Source organism: Terracoccus luteus, assembly GCF_003635045.1.
GTDB lineage: Bacteria > Actinomycetota > Actinomycetes > Actinomycetales > Dermatophilaceae > Terracoccus > Terracoccus luteus.
The window spans coordinates 1,950,395-1,965,919 of the sequence record NZ_RBXT01000001.1 but is presented as its reverse complement, the minus strand read 5'-3'; the positions used below and the strand labels follow the sequence as shown (position 1 = coordinate 1,965,919).

The following is a 15,525-nucleotide window of genomic DNA, read 5'->3' as shown; positions in this document are numbered from 1 at the left end:
CGGTCGTCGGGTGGGTCAGGTCTCGTCTTCTCGGACCCCGATCCTACGTGGCGCAGCGGGGCCCGCCGACCAGTCGGTCGGCGGGCCCCGGGGTGCGGCGGGCGGTCAGCCCTTCGGCTGCACCCGCACCGTCAGCACCGCGCCCTTGTCGGCGGAGCCGACGACGCGGATGGTCGTGCCCGTCTTCGGCGGGTCGACGGAGTACCAGCCCGGCTGGTAGCGGCCGGGGTGCGAGCCCGTCGCGCCGTGCTGGTCGGAGTCGTACCACCACGTCTTCGTGTCGTCGAACTCCGGGATGGCCCGCTTGCTCGCGATGCGACCGGTCATCCCGTTGTTGTGCAGCGTGATGGCCTGCGTCGGCTCCATACCGAAGGTCGAGTCGTACGAGAGGATGCGGTTGCGCATCAGCGTGCCGTCGGGCCAGTGCGAGAACGCCGGGTGGGCGTCGACCGGCAGCACGAGCCCGGAGCCGGGGTGGTCACCGACGTTGTTGTCGGTCTGCGAGCCGTCCCAGTAGTTGACGAGCATGCCGTTCTGGTACGGGTAGGTCTCGACCCGGTCGGGGGCCGTGTCCTGGAAGCCGAAGTTGTAGGCGGTGCGCAGGCTCGTGTCGTAGCCGTCGTACTGCCGGTTCTCGGCGATGTAGGCGTTGAAGAACTCCTGCACCTCGTCGCCCGTCGTCGTGACGAAGCCGTCGAACGTCCAGCCCTCGGTGTCCGTCTCCGCCGTGCCGACGACCGTGCCGTCGAGCGCGACCTGGTCGATCTTGATGCCGGGGTAGGTGGCGGCGACGTCGGTCCAGTAGCGGAAGCGCATCTGGGTCGTGCCGGCCGGCAGGGTGCCGCTCAGCTGCACCCAGGCGCCCTCGGTCGTGCCGGTGATCCCGTTGCCCTCGTTCTGGCCGTTGGGGTCGCCGTTCGTCGACAGGTTCGTCGGGACGGTGCTCCACGCCTGCCCGTCGGGCGAGGACTCGAGGTAGGCGTAGTCCCAGTCGGGCTCGATGTCGAAGTTCACCTGGGCCGTGACCGTCCCGGCGGTGGCCGCGTGGGTCATCGTCGTCTCGATCTCGTCACCCTGCGTCGACCAGTACATGCGCTCGCCCGCGTACGGCTCACCGAGCTCGAGCGGAACCTGCTTGTCGGGCAGCAGCGTGAAGAGGGCCTGGTTCTTGGCCCCCCGCGCGGCGGGGACGTTCGAGCCCAGCCGGTGCATCGAGCGCTCACCGGCCCGGGCCACGTCGTAGAACGGGCCCTTCCTCCCCTGGGGCTGCAGCCAGCCGAGCTGGTAGAGCTCGAAGGCGCCCATGTCGGTCGGGGCGTCGCCGATGCCGTTGCGCGAGCCGTCGCCGATGTTGGCGCCGCTCGACATCAGGGTCCAGAACGCCGTGTTGTTCTCGGCGCCGCCGGTGTTGCCGGAGGTGTCGTAGAGGTCGGGCAGGCCGAGGTCGTGGCCGTACTCGTGGGCGAAGACGCCGAGGCCGCCGTTCTCGGGCTGCACCGTGTAGTCGTAGACCCAGACGCCCGTGGAGTTGTTCGGCACGAGCGGGCTCGTGACGAGGCCGCCGTTGGTGCCGACGTCGACACCGGCGCCGAGGGGGCCGCCGGCCTGCAGGTTCGCGGCGGAGCGGTGGCTCCAGATGGCGTCGGTGCCCTGGTTCGGGTCGCCCGCGGCCTCGTCGCCGCCGGCGTGCACGATCTGGAAGTGGTCGATGACGCCGTCGGGCTCGTCGAAGTTGCCGTCGCCGTCGATGTCGTAGCGGTCCTGCTGGTCGAACGTCTTGAGGTAGGCCGTGATCTCGGCCATCGTCTGGCCGGCGTCGAGCCGGTTCTGCACCCACACCGCGAGGGCGTCACGCACGAGTGCCCGGGAGGTCGCGCAGACGATGCCACCGCAGTAGTTGCGGCCGTAGAGCGCCTCGTTGAAGGGCACCTTGACCCAGTCGGTCACGGCCCCCTCGACGGAGTACCGGCCCGACGACTGGCGCTCGTAGTACTCGGCCATGCGGTTGAAGTACATGTCCTCGTAGTGCGCGCGGCTGTAGTCCTTCAGCCAGAGCGTGGAGTTGTCGACCGTGCGGTCGGGCTTCGGGATCTCGTTGTGCAGGGGACCGGTGACGTCGGTCGTGCTGCCGTCGGGCGGCGGGCCCTGGAAGCGGGGATCGGGGTACTGCTCGTCGCCGAACTCGACGATGACGACGAAGATCTTGTCCGTCCCCTCGCGCTCGAGCTGGACGTACTGGCCCTTGGCCCCGTTGCCCTGGGCGCCGCGGGCGGTGGCGTCCGCGCCGCCCACCCGAGCCACCTTGCCCTGGGCGCTCGGCTTGCCCTCGAGCCGGTCCTGCAGCGCCTTCTGGCGCAGGGCGTCCTGCTTGACCGCCTGCGGTGGGCGCAGGTCGTGCTCGGTGCCGCGGGAGGCGGCGCTGCCACCCGCGCTCCCGAGCGCGCTCCCGGCCGCACCGTCGACCGCCTCGACGGCCGAGGCGGGAGCCGCCAACCCTGCGCCGGCGACGAGGGCGCCGCCGGCCACGAGGGCGAGCAGGCGCCCCCGTGTCGATCTGAGTGAGTCCCTCACGTGTGTGCCATCCCCTCTACGGGTCACGGTTCGCGTGACCGCTTCGCGGGCGCCGGTTCGCGCTCCGCCGGGCATCGCGGACGGGCGACCTCGCGGCCGCCCCCGAGCGCGATGGTCCAGTCAAGTGCGGCGGGCGCCGCACGCGAGAGGGCGTCAGGCATCGTTACCGGATCGTGACCCGCGTCACAGCGGGAGGCCAGCGTCGGATGCCGGGGCGAACCGGCCCAGACCCCCTCGCACCGCCCGACGGGGTCGGGTCATACCGATGCGGCGTGAGCCCGGCAGCGCCGCGGGTCACCAGGTGGCGAGGGTGTTGCGGGCGAGGAAGAGGCCGTCGCGGCGCGCGGTGTCGACGCACGTCACCCCCGCCTGCTCGCTCACGCACGCGAAGGGCGTCCCCGGCATCCGGGCACTGCGGCCGTAGGCGAGGGTCGGGGGCGTGCCCGACACCTCGGTGTCGCCGTTGCAGACGAGCCGGGCGCCGTCGCCGGTGAGCTCGACCCGGCCCACGGTGGTCGGGCCGCCGGCGGGGCACGGGGCGGCGGCGGGCGGCTTCGGGCGGCCCTGGCCGACCTCGCAGGCGAGCTGGCTGCCGCCGCCGGCGACGGTGCACGCGAGGTTGCCCGACGGGCTGCGGAACGCGGTCGTCACGGCGCCGTCGACCCCGGCGCCGGACACACGTCGGGCCGCCTCGTCGTAGTCGCCGGGTGCGCCCCGCAGCGGCCCGACCGAGACCGGGCCGGGGCCGCTGCTCGTGGCGACCGCCGAGCGGGTCGGCACCGGGCTCGGCGCCCCACCGTCGCCCGACGGGCTCGGCGCCGGTGTCGGGTCGACCCACACCGTCACCGTCTCGGAGGGGCGGGTCGGCGCGGGGCTGCCGCACGCGGCGAGCAGGCCGAGGAGGGGGACGGCCACCACGGCCACCACGGCCACCGCGCGGGCGAGCAGGGTCGGTCGCGCGGGCACGGGTCGGTGCGAGGGGCGGTGCAGCGGTCGGTGCAGCGGTCGGTGCTCGGCAGACATGGGCGTCGAGTGTGCCAGAGCCGGTGACCTACCCTGAAGCCGTGTTGCGAGGCCTGTTCACCCCCCGCTGGGTGGGGTACACCGCGCTGCTGCTCGTCGCGGTGGCGGCCTGCGTGCTGCTCGGCCTCTGGCAGCTCGGCGTCGCCCGCGACGAGGGCCTCAAGGAGGCGGTCCGTTCCGCCGGGGTGCTCGAGCGGGCCCCGCTGCAGGACGTCCTCGACCCGCACGCCGCCTTCACGGCCCCGCTGTCGAACCGGCCCGTCACCGCGACCGGCACCTACGACGCGGCCCGCAGCCTCGTCGTCGTCGAGCGCCGGCTCGACGGCACCGACGGCTCCTGGGTCGTCACCCCGCTCGTCACCGCCGAGGGCACGGTCGCCGTGCTGCGCGGGCTGACCCCGGGCACCCCGACCACCGCCCCGACCCCGCCCACCGGCACGGTGGCGGTCGACGGGACGCTCGGGCCGGGGGAGTCCCCCCGCACCGGGCCGGCCCTGCCCGGCGAGCAGCGCCGGTCGGTCGACCTCGCCTCGCTCGTCAACGAGTGGCCGGGTGACCTCTACAACGCCGTTGTCTTCGCCTCTGCCGAGCGGGTCGACGGGTCGGTCGTCGCCACCGACCTGCAGCGGGTGCCGCCGCCGTCGCTCGACGCGCCGCTGAACCTGCGCAACGCCGCGTACGCCGTGCAGTGGTGGGTGTTCGGGGTCTTCGCGATCTGGATGTGGTGGAAGATGTACCGAGCAGAGCAGGAGGGCGCGCCCGAGACCGTCGCCCCCCGGGAAGAGGTCGCAGCGTGAGCACGTACCCGTCGAGCCTGGCCAAGCCGAAGCAGATCCGCTCGGCGCTCAAGGCCTACCAGGTGATGGCGTTCATCGCCGGTGTCGCCCTCGTCGTCCTCGTCGTCGAGATGGTCATGAAGTACGCGCTCGACATGGACAACTTCCTCACCCGCTCGTGGAGCCCGATCCACGGCGTGCTCTACATGCTCTACGCCGCCAGCGTCGCCAACCTCGGCGTCAAGGCGGCGTGGGGGATCGAGCGCATCGGCAAGAACCTGCTCGCCGGCTTCGTGCCCGTCGTGCCGTGGATCGCGGAGAAGCGCAACACCCGTGAGACCGAGGCCCTGCTCAGCCGGGCCTACGTCGCGGACGACGCCGCCCGCTGACCCCGCGGGTCGGTGCCGGGTCGGTGCCGGGTCGGCGGCCGGGTCGGCGGCCGGGTCGGCGGCCGGGTCGGCGGCCGTTCAGTGCCCGATGACGCCCTGGAGGTCGACCGCGACCTGGATCGACTCGATGGTCGAGCGCTTGTGCAGGTTCTCCACCCTCGCCTTGCCGCCCATCGACAGCAGGGGGACGAAGACGAAGGACTCGTCGTAGGGCAGCGGCCCGTGCGCCTCGACCGCCTCCGGGAACAGGTCCCAGTGGAGGGAGTCCGAGAGCTCCTCGGGCCCGTCGAGGTCGACGATGAAGAGGAAGTTGTCCAGGGTGCCGGCGAGTCCCACCGTGCGGTGCTCGCGGTACAGGATGCCGATGACGCCGACGCTGGGCTCCCACGTGACGAGGTCCCCGAGCCCGGTAGCCATGATCGGGATGGCGACGCCGTCGCCCTGGGTCTTGCCGATGCAGTCACCGACCTTCGCCTCGTAGAGCGCCGGGTCGATGACCCGGAGGAATCCGTGGGCGAAGGTCCCGTAGCCGTACGTCCGCCAGATCTCCACGAGCTCGTCGGGCACCCGGCCCCGGTACCGCTCGACCACGTCGTCCGGGACCGGCGCCTGAGTCACGAAGTCAGCGATCGTCACCATGGGACAAACGTACCGGCGGCGACGGGAGCGGGCCGCGGCGGCGAGGTGAACGGCATCCGGACCGGCCGATAGGCTGGCTGGCGTGAGCGACGAGCACCCGACCGACCTGCAGAGCCACCCCGTCCTCGTCGTCGACTTCGGCGCGCAGTACGCCCAGCTCATCGCCCGGCGGGTGCGCGAGGCGCAGGTCTACAGCGAGGTCGTGCCGCACACGACCGGCGCCGCCGATCTGCTGGCCCGCGAGCCCGCGGCGATCATCCTGTCCGGCGGGCCGAGCTCGGTCTACGCCGACGGGGCCCCGGCCCTCGACCGCGAGCTGCTCGAGGCGGGCGTGCCCGTCTTCGGCATGTGCTACGGCTTCCAGGCGATGGCGCAGGCCCTCGGCGGCACCGTGAGCCACACCGGCTCCCGCGAGTACGGCAAGACCGACGCCGACATCTCGGGGGTCGACTCGACCCTCTTCTCGGGGCAGCCGACCCGCCAGACGGTGTGGATGTCGCACGGCGACTCGGTGACCGTCGCCCCCGACGGCATGGCCGTCACCGCCTCGACCCCCGGCACCCCCGTCGCCGCCTTCGAGGACGACGAGCGCCACCTCTACGGCGTGCAGTGGCACCCCGAGGTGCTGCACAGCGAGCAGGGCCAGCGCGTGCTCGAGAACTTCCTGCGCAAGGGCGCCGGCATCGCGCCCGACTGGACGGCGTCGAACGTCGTCGAGGGCCTCGTCGAGACCGTGCGCGAGGCGGTGGGTGAGGACCGCGTCCTCTGCGCCCTCTCGGGGGGCGTCGACTCCTCCGTGGCCGCGGCGCTCGTGCAGCGGGCGGTGGGCGACCAGCTGACCTGCGTCTTCGTCGACCACGGCCTGCTGCGCGAGGGCGAGGCCGAGCAGGTGGAGCAGGACTTCGTCGAGGCGACCGGTGTCGACCTCGTCGTCGTCGACGCCCGCGAGCAGTTCCTCGCGGCGCTCGCCGGCGTCACCGACCCGGAGCAGAAGCGCAAGATCATCGGCGCCCAGTTCATCCGCGTCTTCGAGCAGGCCGCCCGCGACGTCGTCAAGGACCGTGGCGACGAGCAGCACCCCGTCAAGTGGCTCGTGCAGGGCACGCTCTACCCGGACGTCGTCGAGTCCGGCGGCGGCGAGGGCGCGGCAAACATCAAGAGCCACCACAACGTCGGCGGCCTGCCCGACGACCTGCAGTTCAAGCTCATCGAGCCGCTGCGGACGCTCTTCAAGGACGAGGTGCGCCAGGTCGGTCTCGAGCTCGGCGTGCCCGAGACGATCGTGTGGCGCCAGCCGTTCCCCGGCCCGGGCCTCGGCATCCGCATCATCGGCGAGGTGACCGCCGACCGCCTCGACCTGCTGCGCCGCGCCGACGCCATCGCCCGCGAGGAGCTGACGAGGGCCGGCCTCGACCGCGACATCTGGCAGTGCCCCGTCGTGCTCCTCGCCGACGTGCGCTCGGTCGGCGTGCAGGGCGACGGCCGCACCTACGGCCACCCCGTCGTGCTGCGCCCCGTCGCCTCCGAGGACGCCATGACGGCCGACTGGGCCCGCGTCCCCTACGACGTGCTCGCCGTCATCTCGACGCGCATCACGAACGAGGTCGACGAGGTCAACCGGGTCGTCCTCGACGTCACGAGCAAGCCGCCGGGCACCATCGAGTGGGAGTGACCGGCGCGCGCTGAGCCTGCGTCGGGCCCGCTCGTGCGACCGATAGGTTTGGGCGCATGTGTGGGATCGCCGGACACCATGGCCTGACGGCCGACCCGTCGCTGCTCGACCGGCTCGGCCGGTGCCCGTGGGACGAGGCCGGCGACGGGAGCGAGGGCGCGGAGACGGCGACCCTCGGACCCGTCGGGCTGAGCGCACCCGTCGTCGGCCGCAGCGGGCGTTTCGCCGTCGCCCTCGACGGCGAGGTCTACAACCGGGTCGACGTCCGACGTGACCTCGAGGGCCTCGGCCACACCTTCGAGGGCGAGGCCGACTGGGAGGTCGTGCTCGCCGCCTTCGTCGAGTGGGGCGAGAGCGGCTTCGACCGCCTCGAGGGTGCCTTCGCCGTCGCCGTCGTCGACCCGGATGCCGGTCGGCTCACGCTCGCTCGCGACCACCTCGGCCTGCGGTCCCTCCACCTCGCCCAGGTCGCCGGTGACGCCGGCGACGGCCACCCGACCGGCTGGGTGTTCGCCAGCCGTCTCACCGCCCTGCTCGACAGCGGCGCCGTGGCCCGCGCGGTCGACGAGCGCACCGTGTGCGACTACCTCCTCGGCCGCCCGCGCGACGAGCGCTCGACGTTCGTCGCCGGGGTGGAGCGCCTCGCCCCGGGCGAGGTCGTCACCGTCTCCGACGCCGGCGTCGAGCGACGCCGCTTCTCCACGCTCCTCGACGACGTCGCCGTGGCCACACCGGCCCGTCACTGGGAGGCGGGCCTGCCGGCCGAGCTGCGGTCGCGCCTCGCCGACTCGGTCCGTCGACGCCTGCGCGCCCCCGCACCGGTGGGGGTCGGCGTGTCGGGCGGGTTGGCCTCGGGCGCCGTGGCGCTCGCCGTCGACGATCTCGCCGACACCGGGTCCGCCGCCGGTGCGGGGGCGTCCCCCGCCACCTTCTCCGCGGTCTTCCCCGAGCACGGGGGCGACGACGAGCGCGCCGTCGAAGCAGTCACGCGGGCCTGCCGTCACGAGGGTCGGCCGCACGTGCTGACGCCGACCCCGACGGAGTTCAAGAACGACCTGTCCGACCTCGTGCGCACCCTCGAGGAGCCGGTCGACTCGGTCGACGCCTACGTCCGCTACCGCGTGGCCCGCGAGGCGTCCGGGCAGGTCGCGGCCCTGCTGTCCGGCACGGGCGGGCTCGACCTGCTCTCCGGACGGCCCGAGCAGGTCGTCGCCCACCTCCGCGCGCGGCCGTCCGCGGTCGCCGGTCGTCCGTCAGGCGGCCCCGCGGGGGTCCTCGCCGCGGCCCGCGAGGCCGCGGGCTCGGTCGGCGCCGTCGCCCGCGTCGGCCTGCCCGCGCTCGCCGCCCGGGTGCCCGGCCGCGGCCACGTGCCCGTCACGACCCTGCTCGACCGCACGTTCGTCGGTCGGCACGGTGGCCGCACGTCGGCCACCCCGTCGGCCCCCGCGGCGCCGACACCGGCGACCCGGGCCGGTCGTCTCGCCGACAGCCTGCGCCACGGCGCCCTGCGCGAGCAGCTGCTCGTCGACGAGCGGGTGGGCCGGCGCCACGGCGTCCGCACCCGCCAGCCCTGGCTCGACACGGGCCTCGTGCGCTTCGCCGCCGACCTCGGCGACGACGCCCTCGTCTCGGGCGGTCGCGGCGCGAGGGTGCTGCGTGAGGCGGTGCGCGACCGGCTGCCCGCGTCGGTCACCGACCGGCGCGAACCGGCATCCGGTGGCCTCGCGGCCGTGCCCGCCGACGAGTGGTTCATGCGGCTGAAGAACCACGTCTACGGGATCTTCCTGTCCGAGCCGTTCGCGAACCGGCCGTGGGTCGACCAGACCGAGGTTCTCCACGCGTTCGAGGGCTGGATCAAGGGCTCGCACGGCACGACGACCGACGTCGTCTGGCGCCTGCTCAACCTCGAGCTGTGGATGCAGGAGCTCGTCGACGACCGCCCCGCCGACGACGCCGAGGCCGCCCCGGTGCACGTCAAGACCGACTACGAGCCCAACGCCCGCAAGCAGCTCGACCTCACCCTCGACGACGGCACCGTCGTGCGGCGCTACCCGCTGCGCACCGAGCTGTTCGGGCGCGACGACGACCTCGACGCCCGCACCCTCGCGTACGTCGAGCGCTTCTTCGACGGGCTGCCGGCGGCCGGCCCCGAGCACGAGGGGCCGACGAGCGGGCCGTGGCACCTCTTCATCTCGGAGAAGATCGTCGCCATCACCCAGGGCCGCTCGTTCTTCATCTGGGACATCAAGGTCGGGCGCGCCGCGCGAGTGCTGAGCCGCTACGTGACGCGCACGCCCGCCGGCATCGGCCTCGGCTCGCCCTTCACGATGCAGCTCGCCATCGAGGAGGCCGGCCTCGCGCGCGTCCTCTACGCCTCGGCGGGCGGCTTCGCCGGCAAGCTCGTCGGCCGTCGCGGCCTCTTCTACGAGCTCGTGGGCGGCGACATCCGCGCCATCGACGGCCCCACCGAGTACTCCGTCTACCCGGCCAACGTGTCGGCCAAGCTGGCCCCGAAGGACCCCGACGAGGTCGCGGCACGCCTGTCGGCCGCCATCCGCGCCCGCGTGCCGGAGCCGTGGCGCTCGACGTACGCCGGCACGGTCGTCATGGACGCCAACGACATCGGGCGCAACGCGCTCGGTCAGGACGCCGCCGGCGACCGCTCCCGGTACGAGGCGATGTTCGCCGACAACCCGCTCGGCCAGGGCTCCGAGCAGACCCCGATGGCGCTCGTCTTCGTCCGGCCCCTGGGCTAGCGGGTCCCGTCGCGGGGCGGCAGCCCCTCGAAGATGTCGCGGCGCACGGGGTCACCCGGCCGCGCCGCGGCGTCGACGTACCACTCGCGGCCGAAGACGAGGTCGTAGAGCGGGCGGGGGATGCGCAGGAAGGCGGCCAGGGTGCGGTCGGCGCCCCCGTCGGCGCTCGCCTGAGAAACGTGGGCGCGCATCGACGCGCGCTTCGCCCGGATGTGGCGTCGCACCGAGATCCGGTGGGTGATCTCGCTGCGCGCCGAGAACGCCGTGTCGAAGCTCGACCGGTCGAACTCCGGGGGGAAGCGGTAGACCTTGGCGGCGAGGTCGATGGCCCGGCAGATGGTGTCGCGCGGCACCGTCGCCTGCAGCGCTCGCGGCGTGCCCGCCTGTCGCGCCGCGAGCGTGCCGACCTCGTGGACGCGACGGTGGTCGCGGTGGCCGTAGCCCCCGTTGGGCTCGTAGTGCAGCAGGACGTCGGCCCGCTCCTCACGCAGGATGCCGGCCAGCCGACCTGCCGCCTCGGCGGGGTCGGCCCGCACGAACCGCACCCGGCCCGGGGGGTCGGGGTGCAGCTCGGGCCCGAGCCCGCTGTCGGCGTACCCGAGGGTCTCGACGCGGGCGACGCCGAGGGCGTCGGCGCTGGCGCGGAGCTCGGACAGGCGGGTGTCGCCGAGGTCGGCCGCCCGGCCTCCACCCGACCCTTCGCCAGACCCCTCACCGCCGTACTCGGAGGCGGCGAGCCCGAGGCCGCCGTCGGTGGCGACGACGAGCACGACCCGGTGCCCCTCGGCGGCGGCCCGCGCCATCGTCCCCGAGGTGAGCAGGGCCTCGTCGTCGGGGTGGGCGTGGAACGCGACGACGGTGCGGCGGGTCGGGGGCGGGGGTGTGGGTCGCATCGAGCGCCATCATGGCCCATGACAGGGTGGACCCCGTGAAGGTGGCCCTGCTCTCCGACTGCTACCTGCCCCGGCTCGGCGGCATCGAGGTGCAGACGCACGACCTCGCCCGTGCCCTCGTCGGCATCGGGCACGAGGTCGAGGTGTTCACCGCGACGCCGGGCCCGCAAAGCGAGCGGCACGGGGCGGTGACGGTGGTCGACGGGATCCGGGTGCACCGCCTCGCCGCCCGGATGCCGTGGGAGCTGCCGGTCAACCCGCGCGCGCCGCGCGAGCTGCGGCGCCGGCTCGCCGGCGGTGCCTTCGACGTCGTGCACGTGCAGACCGGCGTCGTGTCGCCCTTCGCGTGGGACGCGACGCGCGTGGCCCTCGGCCTGCGCCTGCCGACGGCGATGACGTGGCACTGCATGCTGGCCTCGGCCACCCCGCTCTTCCGAGCCGCCCGGTTCGTCGGGTGGTGGGCCAAGCGTGGTGTCGCGATGTCGGCGGTGTCCGACGTCGCGGCCGCCCCGCTGCGCGGTCTCGTCGGCCCGGCGGCCGTCGTCGGGGTGCTGCCCAACGGCATCGACGTCGAGCGCTGGTCGGTCGGGGCGGTCGAGAGACGGCCAGGGCCGCTGCGCCTCGTCACCGCCATGCGACTGGCCGCCCGCAAGCGGCCGACCGCGCTCGTCGAGCTCGTCGCGGAGGCCGAGCACCAGGCCGGTCCCGGCTCGCTCACCCTCACCATCCTCGGCGACGGGCCCGACCGGCCCAAGGTCGAGCGCCTCGTGCGGGAGCGGTCGCTCGGCTGGGTGTCGCTGCCGGGCCGCGTGTCGCGCGACGCGCTGCGCGAGCGCTACGCCGCGAGCGACGTCTACCTCTCGCCGGCCCGCCTCGAGTCGTTCGGCATCGCCGCCCTCGAGGCGCGCACCGTCGGTCTGCCCGTGATCGGCCGAAAGGGCTCAGGAGTGGGCGAGTTCGTCACCCACGGCACGAACGGTTTCGTCGTCGACGGCGACCCGGCCATGAGCGCGGTCATCGCCAGGCTGGCCCGCGACCCCGCCGAGGTCGCCCGGCTGCGCGACTGGAACGTGACCCACCCGCCGGCGCAGGCGTGGGGGTCCGTCGCCGCCCGCGCGGTCGACGAGTACGAGCGGGCGACCGCCCTGGTGCACCGGTGAGCGGCAACGTCACCGGCGGCGTGCTCGTGGTCGGCGTCGTCGGCGACCGCGAGCAGGTCGTGGCCCCGCTCGCGCACGGCGAGCACCCGGAGGCGGTGCTGGCCCGCCACGGGCTGCGTGCTCTGCGCGCCCGGTCCGCGCGGCTGGCCGAGGGCGGCGCGCTCGAGCTCACGTACGAGGTCACCCCGCTGACCGGCATCCCGCCCGAGGTGCCGTCGACACGACGCGACCCGGACGTCGGGGACGACGAGGTCGGCGAGCCGTTCCAGCGGGTGGCGGCCTACGCCCTCGTCACGACCGACCGGCACGTGCTGCTCACCCAGTTCAACTCCCGCACCAACGTGCCCGGCGACTGGGGCCTGCCCGGGGGCGGTCTCGACCCCGGCGAGTCACCGGACGAGGGGCTGCACCGCGAGGTGTGGGAGGAGACGGGCCAGCGCATCGAGCTCGGGCCGCTGCTGACGGTGCAGTCGCAGCACTGGGTGGGCCGTGCGCCCGACGGTCGGCTCGAGGACTTCCACGCCGTGCGCATCGTGCACCGCGCGACGTGCCCGTCGCCGTCGCCCGTCGTCGTGCACGACGTCGGCGGCACGACCGCCGACGCCCGGTGGGTGGCCTTCGACGAGCTCGACGGCTACCCGCTCAGCTCGTCCTGGCGCGAGCTGACCGAGCTGACGGCCCTCGCCGACACCGCGAACGGTACTGCCGCCGTTGACGTTCCGTCGGACGAGCGAGCGGGGGAGTAGCGGATGCGGTGGAACGGTGGGGTGCTCGCGGGCCTGCTCATCGGGCTGGTGTGGGTTCTCGTCGGGACGGTCACCGTCGTCGTCGGCCGTCGGCGACGACGCGCCTCGACCGCCGAGGGGGCGGGCAGCGCGGCCGTCATCGGCGTGTTCCTGCTCGTCGTCGGCGCGCTGACGCTCTTCGCGACGGCCCTGCTCGCCGTCGTCCCCGGCGCGCCGGGGGAGTGACGCAGCCGCCCGGCGCGCCGGGCGAGCCGCTCAGCGGGTGAAGACCGTCTCGCCGCCGACCACCGTCTGCAGCACCACCGTGTCGCGGATGTCGGCCGGGTCGACCGACCACGGGTCGCGGTCGACGGCGACGAGGTCGGCGAGCTGGCCCGGCACGAGCCGGCCCACGTCGTGCCGCCCGACCGCCTCGTGGGCCCCGACGGTGTGCGCGTGCAGCGCCTCGTCGAGCGTGATGCGCTCGTGCGGGCGCCACCCGCCCGGGGGGAGGCCGTCGGCGCGCTGCCGGGTCACCGCCGCGTGCAGGGCGTGGAACGGGTTCGGGTCCTCGACCGGCGCGTCGGAGCCGAAGGCGAGGCGGGCCCCGGCGTCGAGCAGGGTGCGCCACGCGTAGGAGTGCAGCGGGCGGTAACCGATGATCTCGTCGGCCAGCTCGAGGTCGGCGGTGCAGTGGCTGGGCTGCATCGACGCGACGACGTCGAGCTCGCGGAAGCGCGGGACGTCCGCCGCGAGCAGGTGCTGGGCGTGCTCGACGCGCAGGATGCCGGTGTGCCCCTCCGCGCGGACGGTGGCGAAGGCGTCGAGCACGAGTCGGTTCGCCTCGTCGCCGATGGCGTGCGTGGCGATGTCGAAGCCGTGGGCGAGCGAACGCCGGATCCGTTGCAGCAGAACGGGATACGGCATGGCCGCGATGCCGCAGCCCTCGTGCCCGAGGAACGGCTCGGTCATGTGCGCGGTGTGCGACCCGAGCGCCCCGTCGGAGAAGAACTTCACCGGCCCGACGCTCAGCACGCCGTCGCCCTGCCCGCTGCGACGGCCGTCGGCGACGGCGACCTCGAGGTCGTCGCCCCTCACGCACTTGGCGACCCGCAGGCGCAGCCGGCCGTCGGCGTGCATCGCGACGTAGGCGTCGCGGCACTCCTCGCCGTCGATGTCGGTGATGCTCGTCAGACCGAGCGCGAGCAGCTCGTCGTGGTTGCGCTCGAGCAGCGGCCGCAGCGGCGCCTTGGCCTGGGGGACGACGTCGAGCAGGTCCTGCGCCGACTCACGCAGGATGCCGGTGGGCTCGCCGTCCGCGTCACGCACGATCTCGCCGCCGACGGGGTCGGGCGTCTCACGGGTGATGCCGGCCAGACGCAGCGCGAGCGAGTTGGCCCAGACGGTGTGCCCGTCGACGCTCGACAGCGCCGCGACCCGGTCGGGGGCGACGCGGTCGAGGGACCGGCGGTCGGGCTGGACCGGGACCGTCCACCGGTTGTGGTTCCAGCGGCCGCTGTGCAGCCACTCGTCGGGCCCGAGGGTCGCCGTGTGGGAGGCCACGAGCGACAGGGCCTCCTCGAGCGACCGGGCCTCGCGCAGGTCGACCGACGACAGGTCGCGCGAGCGCCACTCGGTGTGGATGTGCGCGTCGTGCAGGCCCGGGAGGACGGCCTCCCCGGGGAGGTCGACGACGGCATCCGCGCCCCCTGAACGACCGGCCGCGAGGGCCTCGTCGCCGAGGGCCACGACCACCCCGTCCTCGACGAGCAGCGCGGTGGTGACGGGGGCGTGCCCACCGCTGCTGCCCGTGCTGCCGGTGCGGATGTTCGGGTGGCGCAGGAGGGTGCGGCTCATGCGCCCGGGACGAGGACGAGCTTGCCGGTGCTCTCGCGGCCCTCGAGCGCGGCGTAGGCGTCGGCCGCCCGGTCGAGGGGGTACCGACCGCCGACCTCGAGGGTCAGGCTGCCGTCGGCCAGGGCGCCGAGCACCTCGCGGGCGCGCCACTCGTACTCGGCACGGTCGGCGATGTAGTGGGCGAGGGTGGGACGTGTGACGAAGAGGGAGCCGGCCCCGTTGAGGCGCTGGAGGTCGAACGGCGGCACCTGGCCGCTCGCGCCGCCGAAGAGCACCATGAGACCGCGCGGGCGCAGGGAGGCCAGCGAGGCGTCGAAGGTCGAGCGGCCCACGCCGTCGAAGACGACGTCGACACCGTCGGGCGCGACCTGGCGCACCGCCGCGGCGAGGTCGTCGGTCTCGGAGTAGTTGACGAGGTGCTGCGCCCCGAGGCGCCTCGCGATCTCGAGCTTCTCGTCGGTGCCGGCGGTGGCCACGACCGTCGCGCCGCGCGCCGTGACCATCTGCACGAGCAGCTGACCCACGCCGCCGGCGGCCGCGTGCACGAGGGCGGTCTCGCCGGCCTTCACCTCGTGGGTGCTCGTGACGAGGTAGTGGGCGGTGAGTCCCTGCAGCATGGCGGCCGCGGCCAGCTCGAGCCCGATGCCGTCGGGGACCGGGACGAGGGCCGACGCCGGCTGGTTCACGACGGTGGCCATGCTGCCGCCCGCCATGCACCACGCGACGCGGTCGCCCACGGCGAGGCCGTCGACGCCGTCGCCCACGGCGGTGACGGTGCCGGCCCCCTCCTCACCGAGCACGAACGGCGTCTGCACCGGGTAGACGCCCTGGCGCTTGTAGACGTCGATGAAGTTGACCCCGGCGGCGGCCACCTCCACCTGCACCTCGCCCGACCCGGGCGGTGCGACCGGCTGCTCGCGCACCTGCAGCACGCTGCGGTCGCCCGGTTCGGTCACGGTCACGGCGCTCGCCGTCGTGGTGCTCGACATGGTCCTCACCCTAGGACCGGCGCTCCGGCCGGTGCGTGGTGGCCTGTGCGTGGTGGCCGGGGGCTGTGGGTGCGC

13 protein-coding genes are annotated in these 15,525 nt (G+C 74.2%); 7 read left to right on the top strand and 6 right to left on the bottom strand.

Annotated features, from left to right (window positions below; all coding sequences use genetic code 11):
• Positions 1 to 105 precede the first annotated feature (105 nt).
• Positions 106 to 2,571: an immune inhibitor A domain-containing protein gene (locus DFJ68_RS08940; RefSeq protein WP_121032495.1), complete on the bottom strand. Its 2,466-nt coding sequence runs from the start codon at positions 2,569 to 2,571 to the stop codon at positions 106 to 108.
• 294 nt (positions 2,572 to 2,865) lie between these two features.
• Positions 2,866 to 3,594, bottom strand: a complete 729-nt coding sequence (locus DFJ68_RS08935; protein WP_121032493.1) for a hypothetical protein — start codon at positions 3,592 to 3,594, stop codon at positions 2,866 to 2,868.
• A 41-nt stretch (positions 3,595 to 3,635) separates the two neighbouring features.
• Here DFJ68_RS08935 and DFJ68_RS08930 point away from each other — a divergent pair, with 41 nt between their 5' ends.
• Positions 3,636 to 4,391 carry an SURF1 family protein gene (locus tag DFJ68_RS08930; protein ID WP_245963554.1) on the top strand — a complete coding sequence of 252 codons (756 nt, stop codon included), beginning with the start codon at positions 3,636 to 3,638 and terminating at the stop codon, positions 4,389 to 4,391.
• Positions 4,388 to 4,759, top strand: a complete 372-nt coding sequence (locus tag DFJ68_RS08925) for a DUF3817 domain-containing protein (protein WP_121032488.1) — start codon at positions 4,388 to 4,390, stop codon at positions 4,757 to 4,759. The genes DFJ68_RS08930 and DFJ68_RS08925 overlap by 4 nt, the downstream gene beginning before the upstream one ends.
• Before the next feature lie 78 nt (positions 4,760 to 4,837).
• On the opposite strand, the gene DFJ68_RS08920 is transcribed toward DFJ68_RS08925, so the two are convergent.
• Positions 4,838 to 5,398 carry a GAD-like domain-containing protein gene (locus tag DFJ68_RS08920; protein WP_121032486.1) on the bottom strand — a complete coding sequence of 187 codons (561 nt, stop codon included), beginning with the start codon at positions 5,396 to 5,398 and terminating at the stop codon, positions 4,838 to 4,840.
• Positions 5,399 to 5,480: 82 nt separating this feature from the next.
• On the opposite strand from DFJ68_RS08920, the gene guaA reads away from it, so the two are divergent.
• Together guaA and DFJ68_RS08910 are read left to right on the top strand one after the other, a co-directional pair.
• Entirely contained in the window at positions 5,481 to 7,070 is a 1,590-nt protein-coding gene (gene guaA, locus DFJ68_RS08915; RefSeq protein ID WP_121032484.1) for a glutamine-hydrolyzing GMP synthase, read from the top strand.
• Positions 7,071 to 7,126: 56 nt separating this feature from the next.
• Positions 7,127 to 9,826: an asparagine synthase-related protein gene (locus DFJ68_RS08910; protein WP_121032483.1), complete on the top strand. Its 2,700-nt coding sequence runs from the start codon at positions 7,127 to 7,129 to the stop codon at positions 9,824 to 9,826.
• Here DFJ68_RS08910 and DFJ68_RS08905 read toward each other — a convergent pair.
• Positions 9,823 to 10,719: a PIG-L deacetylase family protein gene (locus DFJ68_RS08905; RefSeq protein ID WP_121032481.1), complete on the bottom strand. Its 897-nt coding sequence runs from the start codon at positions 10,717 to 10,719 to the stop codon at positions 9,823 to 9,825. The genes DFJ68_RS08910 and DFJ68_RS08905 overlap by 4 nt on opposite strands.
• Positions 10,720 to 10,754: 35 nt before the next feature.
• On the opposite strand from DFJ68_RS08905, the gene DFJ68_RS08900 reads away from it, so the two are divergent.
• From DFJ68_RS08900 to DFJ68_RS08890, 3 genes are read left to right on the top strand one after another with little or no spacing between them, the layout of a single operon-like run.
• The gene (locus DFJ68_RS08900; RefSeq protein ID WP_121035238.1) at positions 10,755 to 11,879 is read left to right on the top strand and encodes a glycosyltransferase; all 1,125 of its coding nucleotides are present in this window, start codon (positions 10,755 to 10,757) and stop codon (positions 11,877 to 11,879) included.
• Positions 11,876 to 12,625 carry an NUDIX domain-containing protein gene (locus DFJ68_RS08895; RefSeq protein ID WP_121032479.1) on the top strand — a complete coding sequence of 250 codons (750 nt, stop codon included), beginning with the start codon at positions 11,876 to 11,878 and terminating at the stop codon, positions 12,623 to 12,625. The genes DFJ68_RS08900 and DFJ68_RS08895 overlap by 4 nt, the downstream gene beginning before the upstream one ends.
• A 3-nt stretch (positions 12,626 to 12,628) precedes the next feature.
• Positions 12,629 to 12,850, top strand: a complete 222-nt coding sequence (locus tag DFJ68_RS08890; protein ID WP_121032477.1) for a hypothetical protein — start codon at positions 12,629 to 12,631, stop codon at positions 12,848 to 12,850.
• 30 nt (positions 12,851 to 12,880) lie between these two features.
• On the opposite strand, the gene DFJ68_RS08885 is transcribed toward DFJ68_RS08890, so the two are convergent.
• Together DFJ68_RS08885 and DFJ68_RS08880 are read right to left on the bottom strand one after the other, a co-directional pair.
• A complete protein-coding gene (locus DFJ68_RS08885) occupies positions 12,881 to 14,461 on the bottom strand; it encodes an amidohydrolase (RefSeq protein ID WP_121032475.1) in 1,581 nt (526 codons plus the stop codon).
• Positions 14,458 to 15,450, bottom strand: coding sequence for a quinone oxidoreductase family protein (locus tag DFJ68_RS08880; RefSeq protein ID WP_121032473.1), 993 nt, complete (start codon positions 15,448 to 15,450; stop codon positions 14,458 to 14,460). Before DFJ68_RS08880 ends, DFJ68_RS08885 begins: the two co-directional genes overlap by 4 nt.
• Between the last annotated feature and the right edge of the window lie 75 nt (positions 15,451 to 15,525).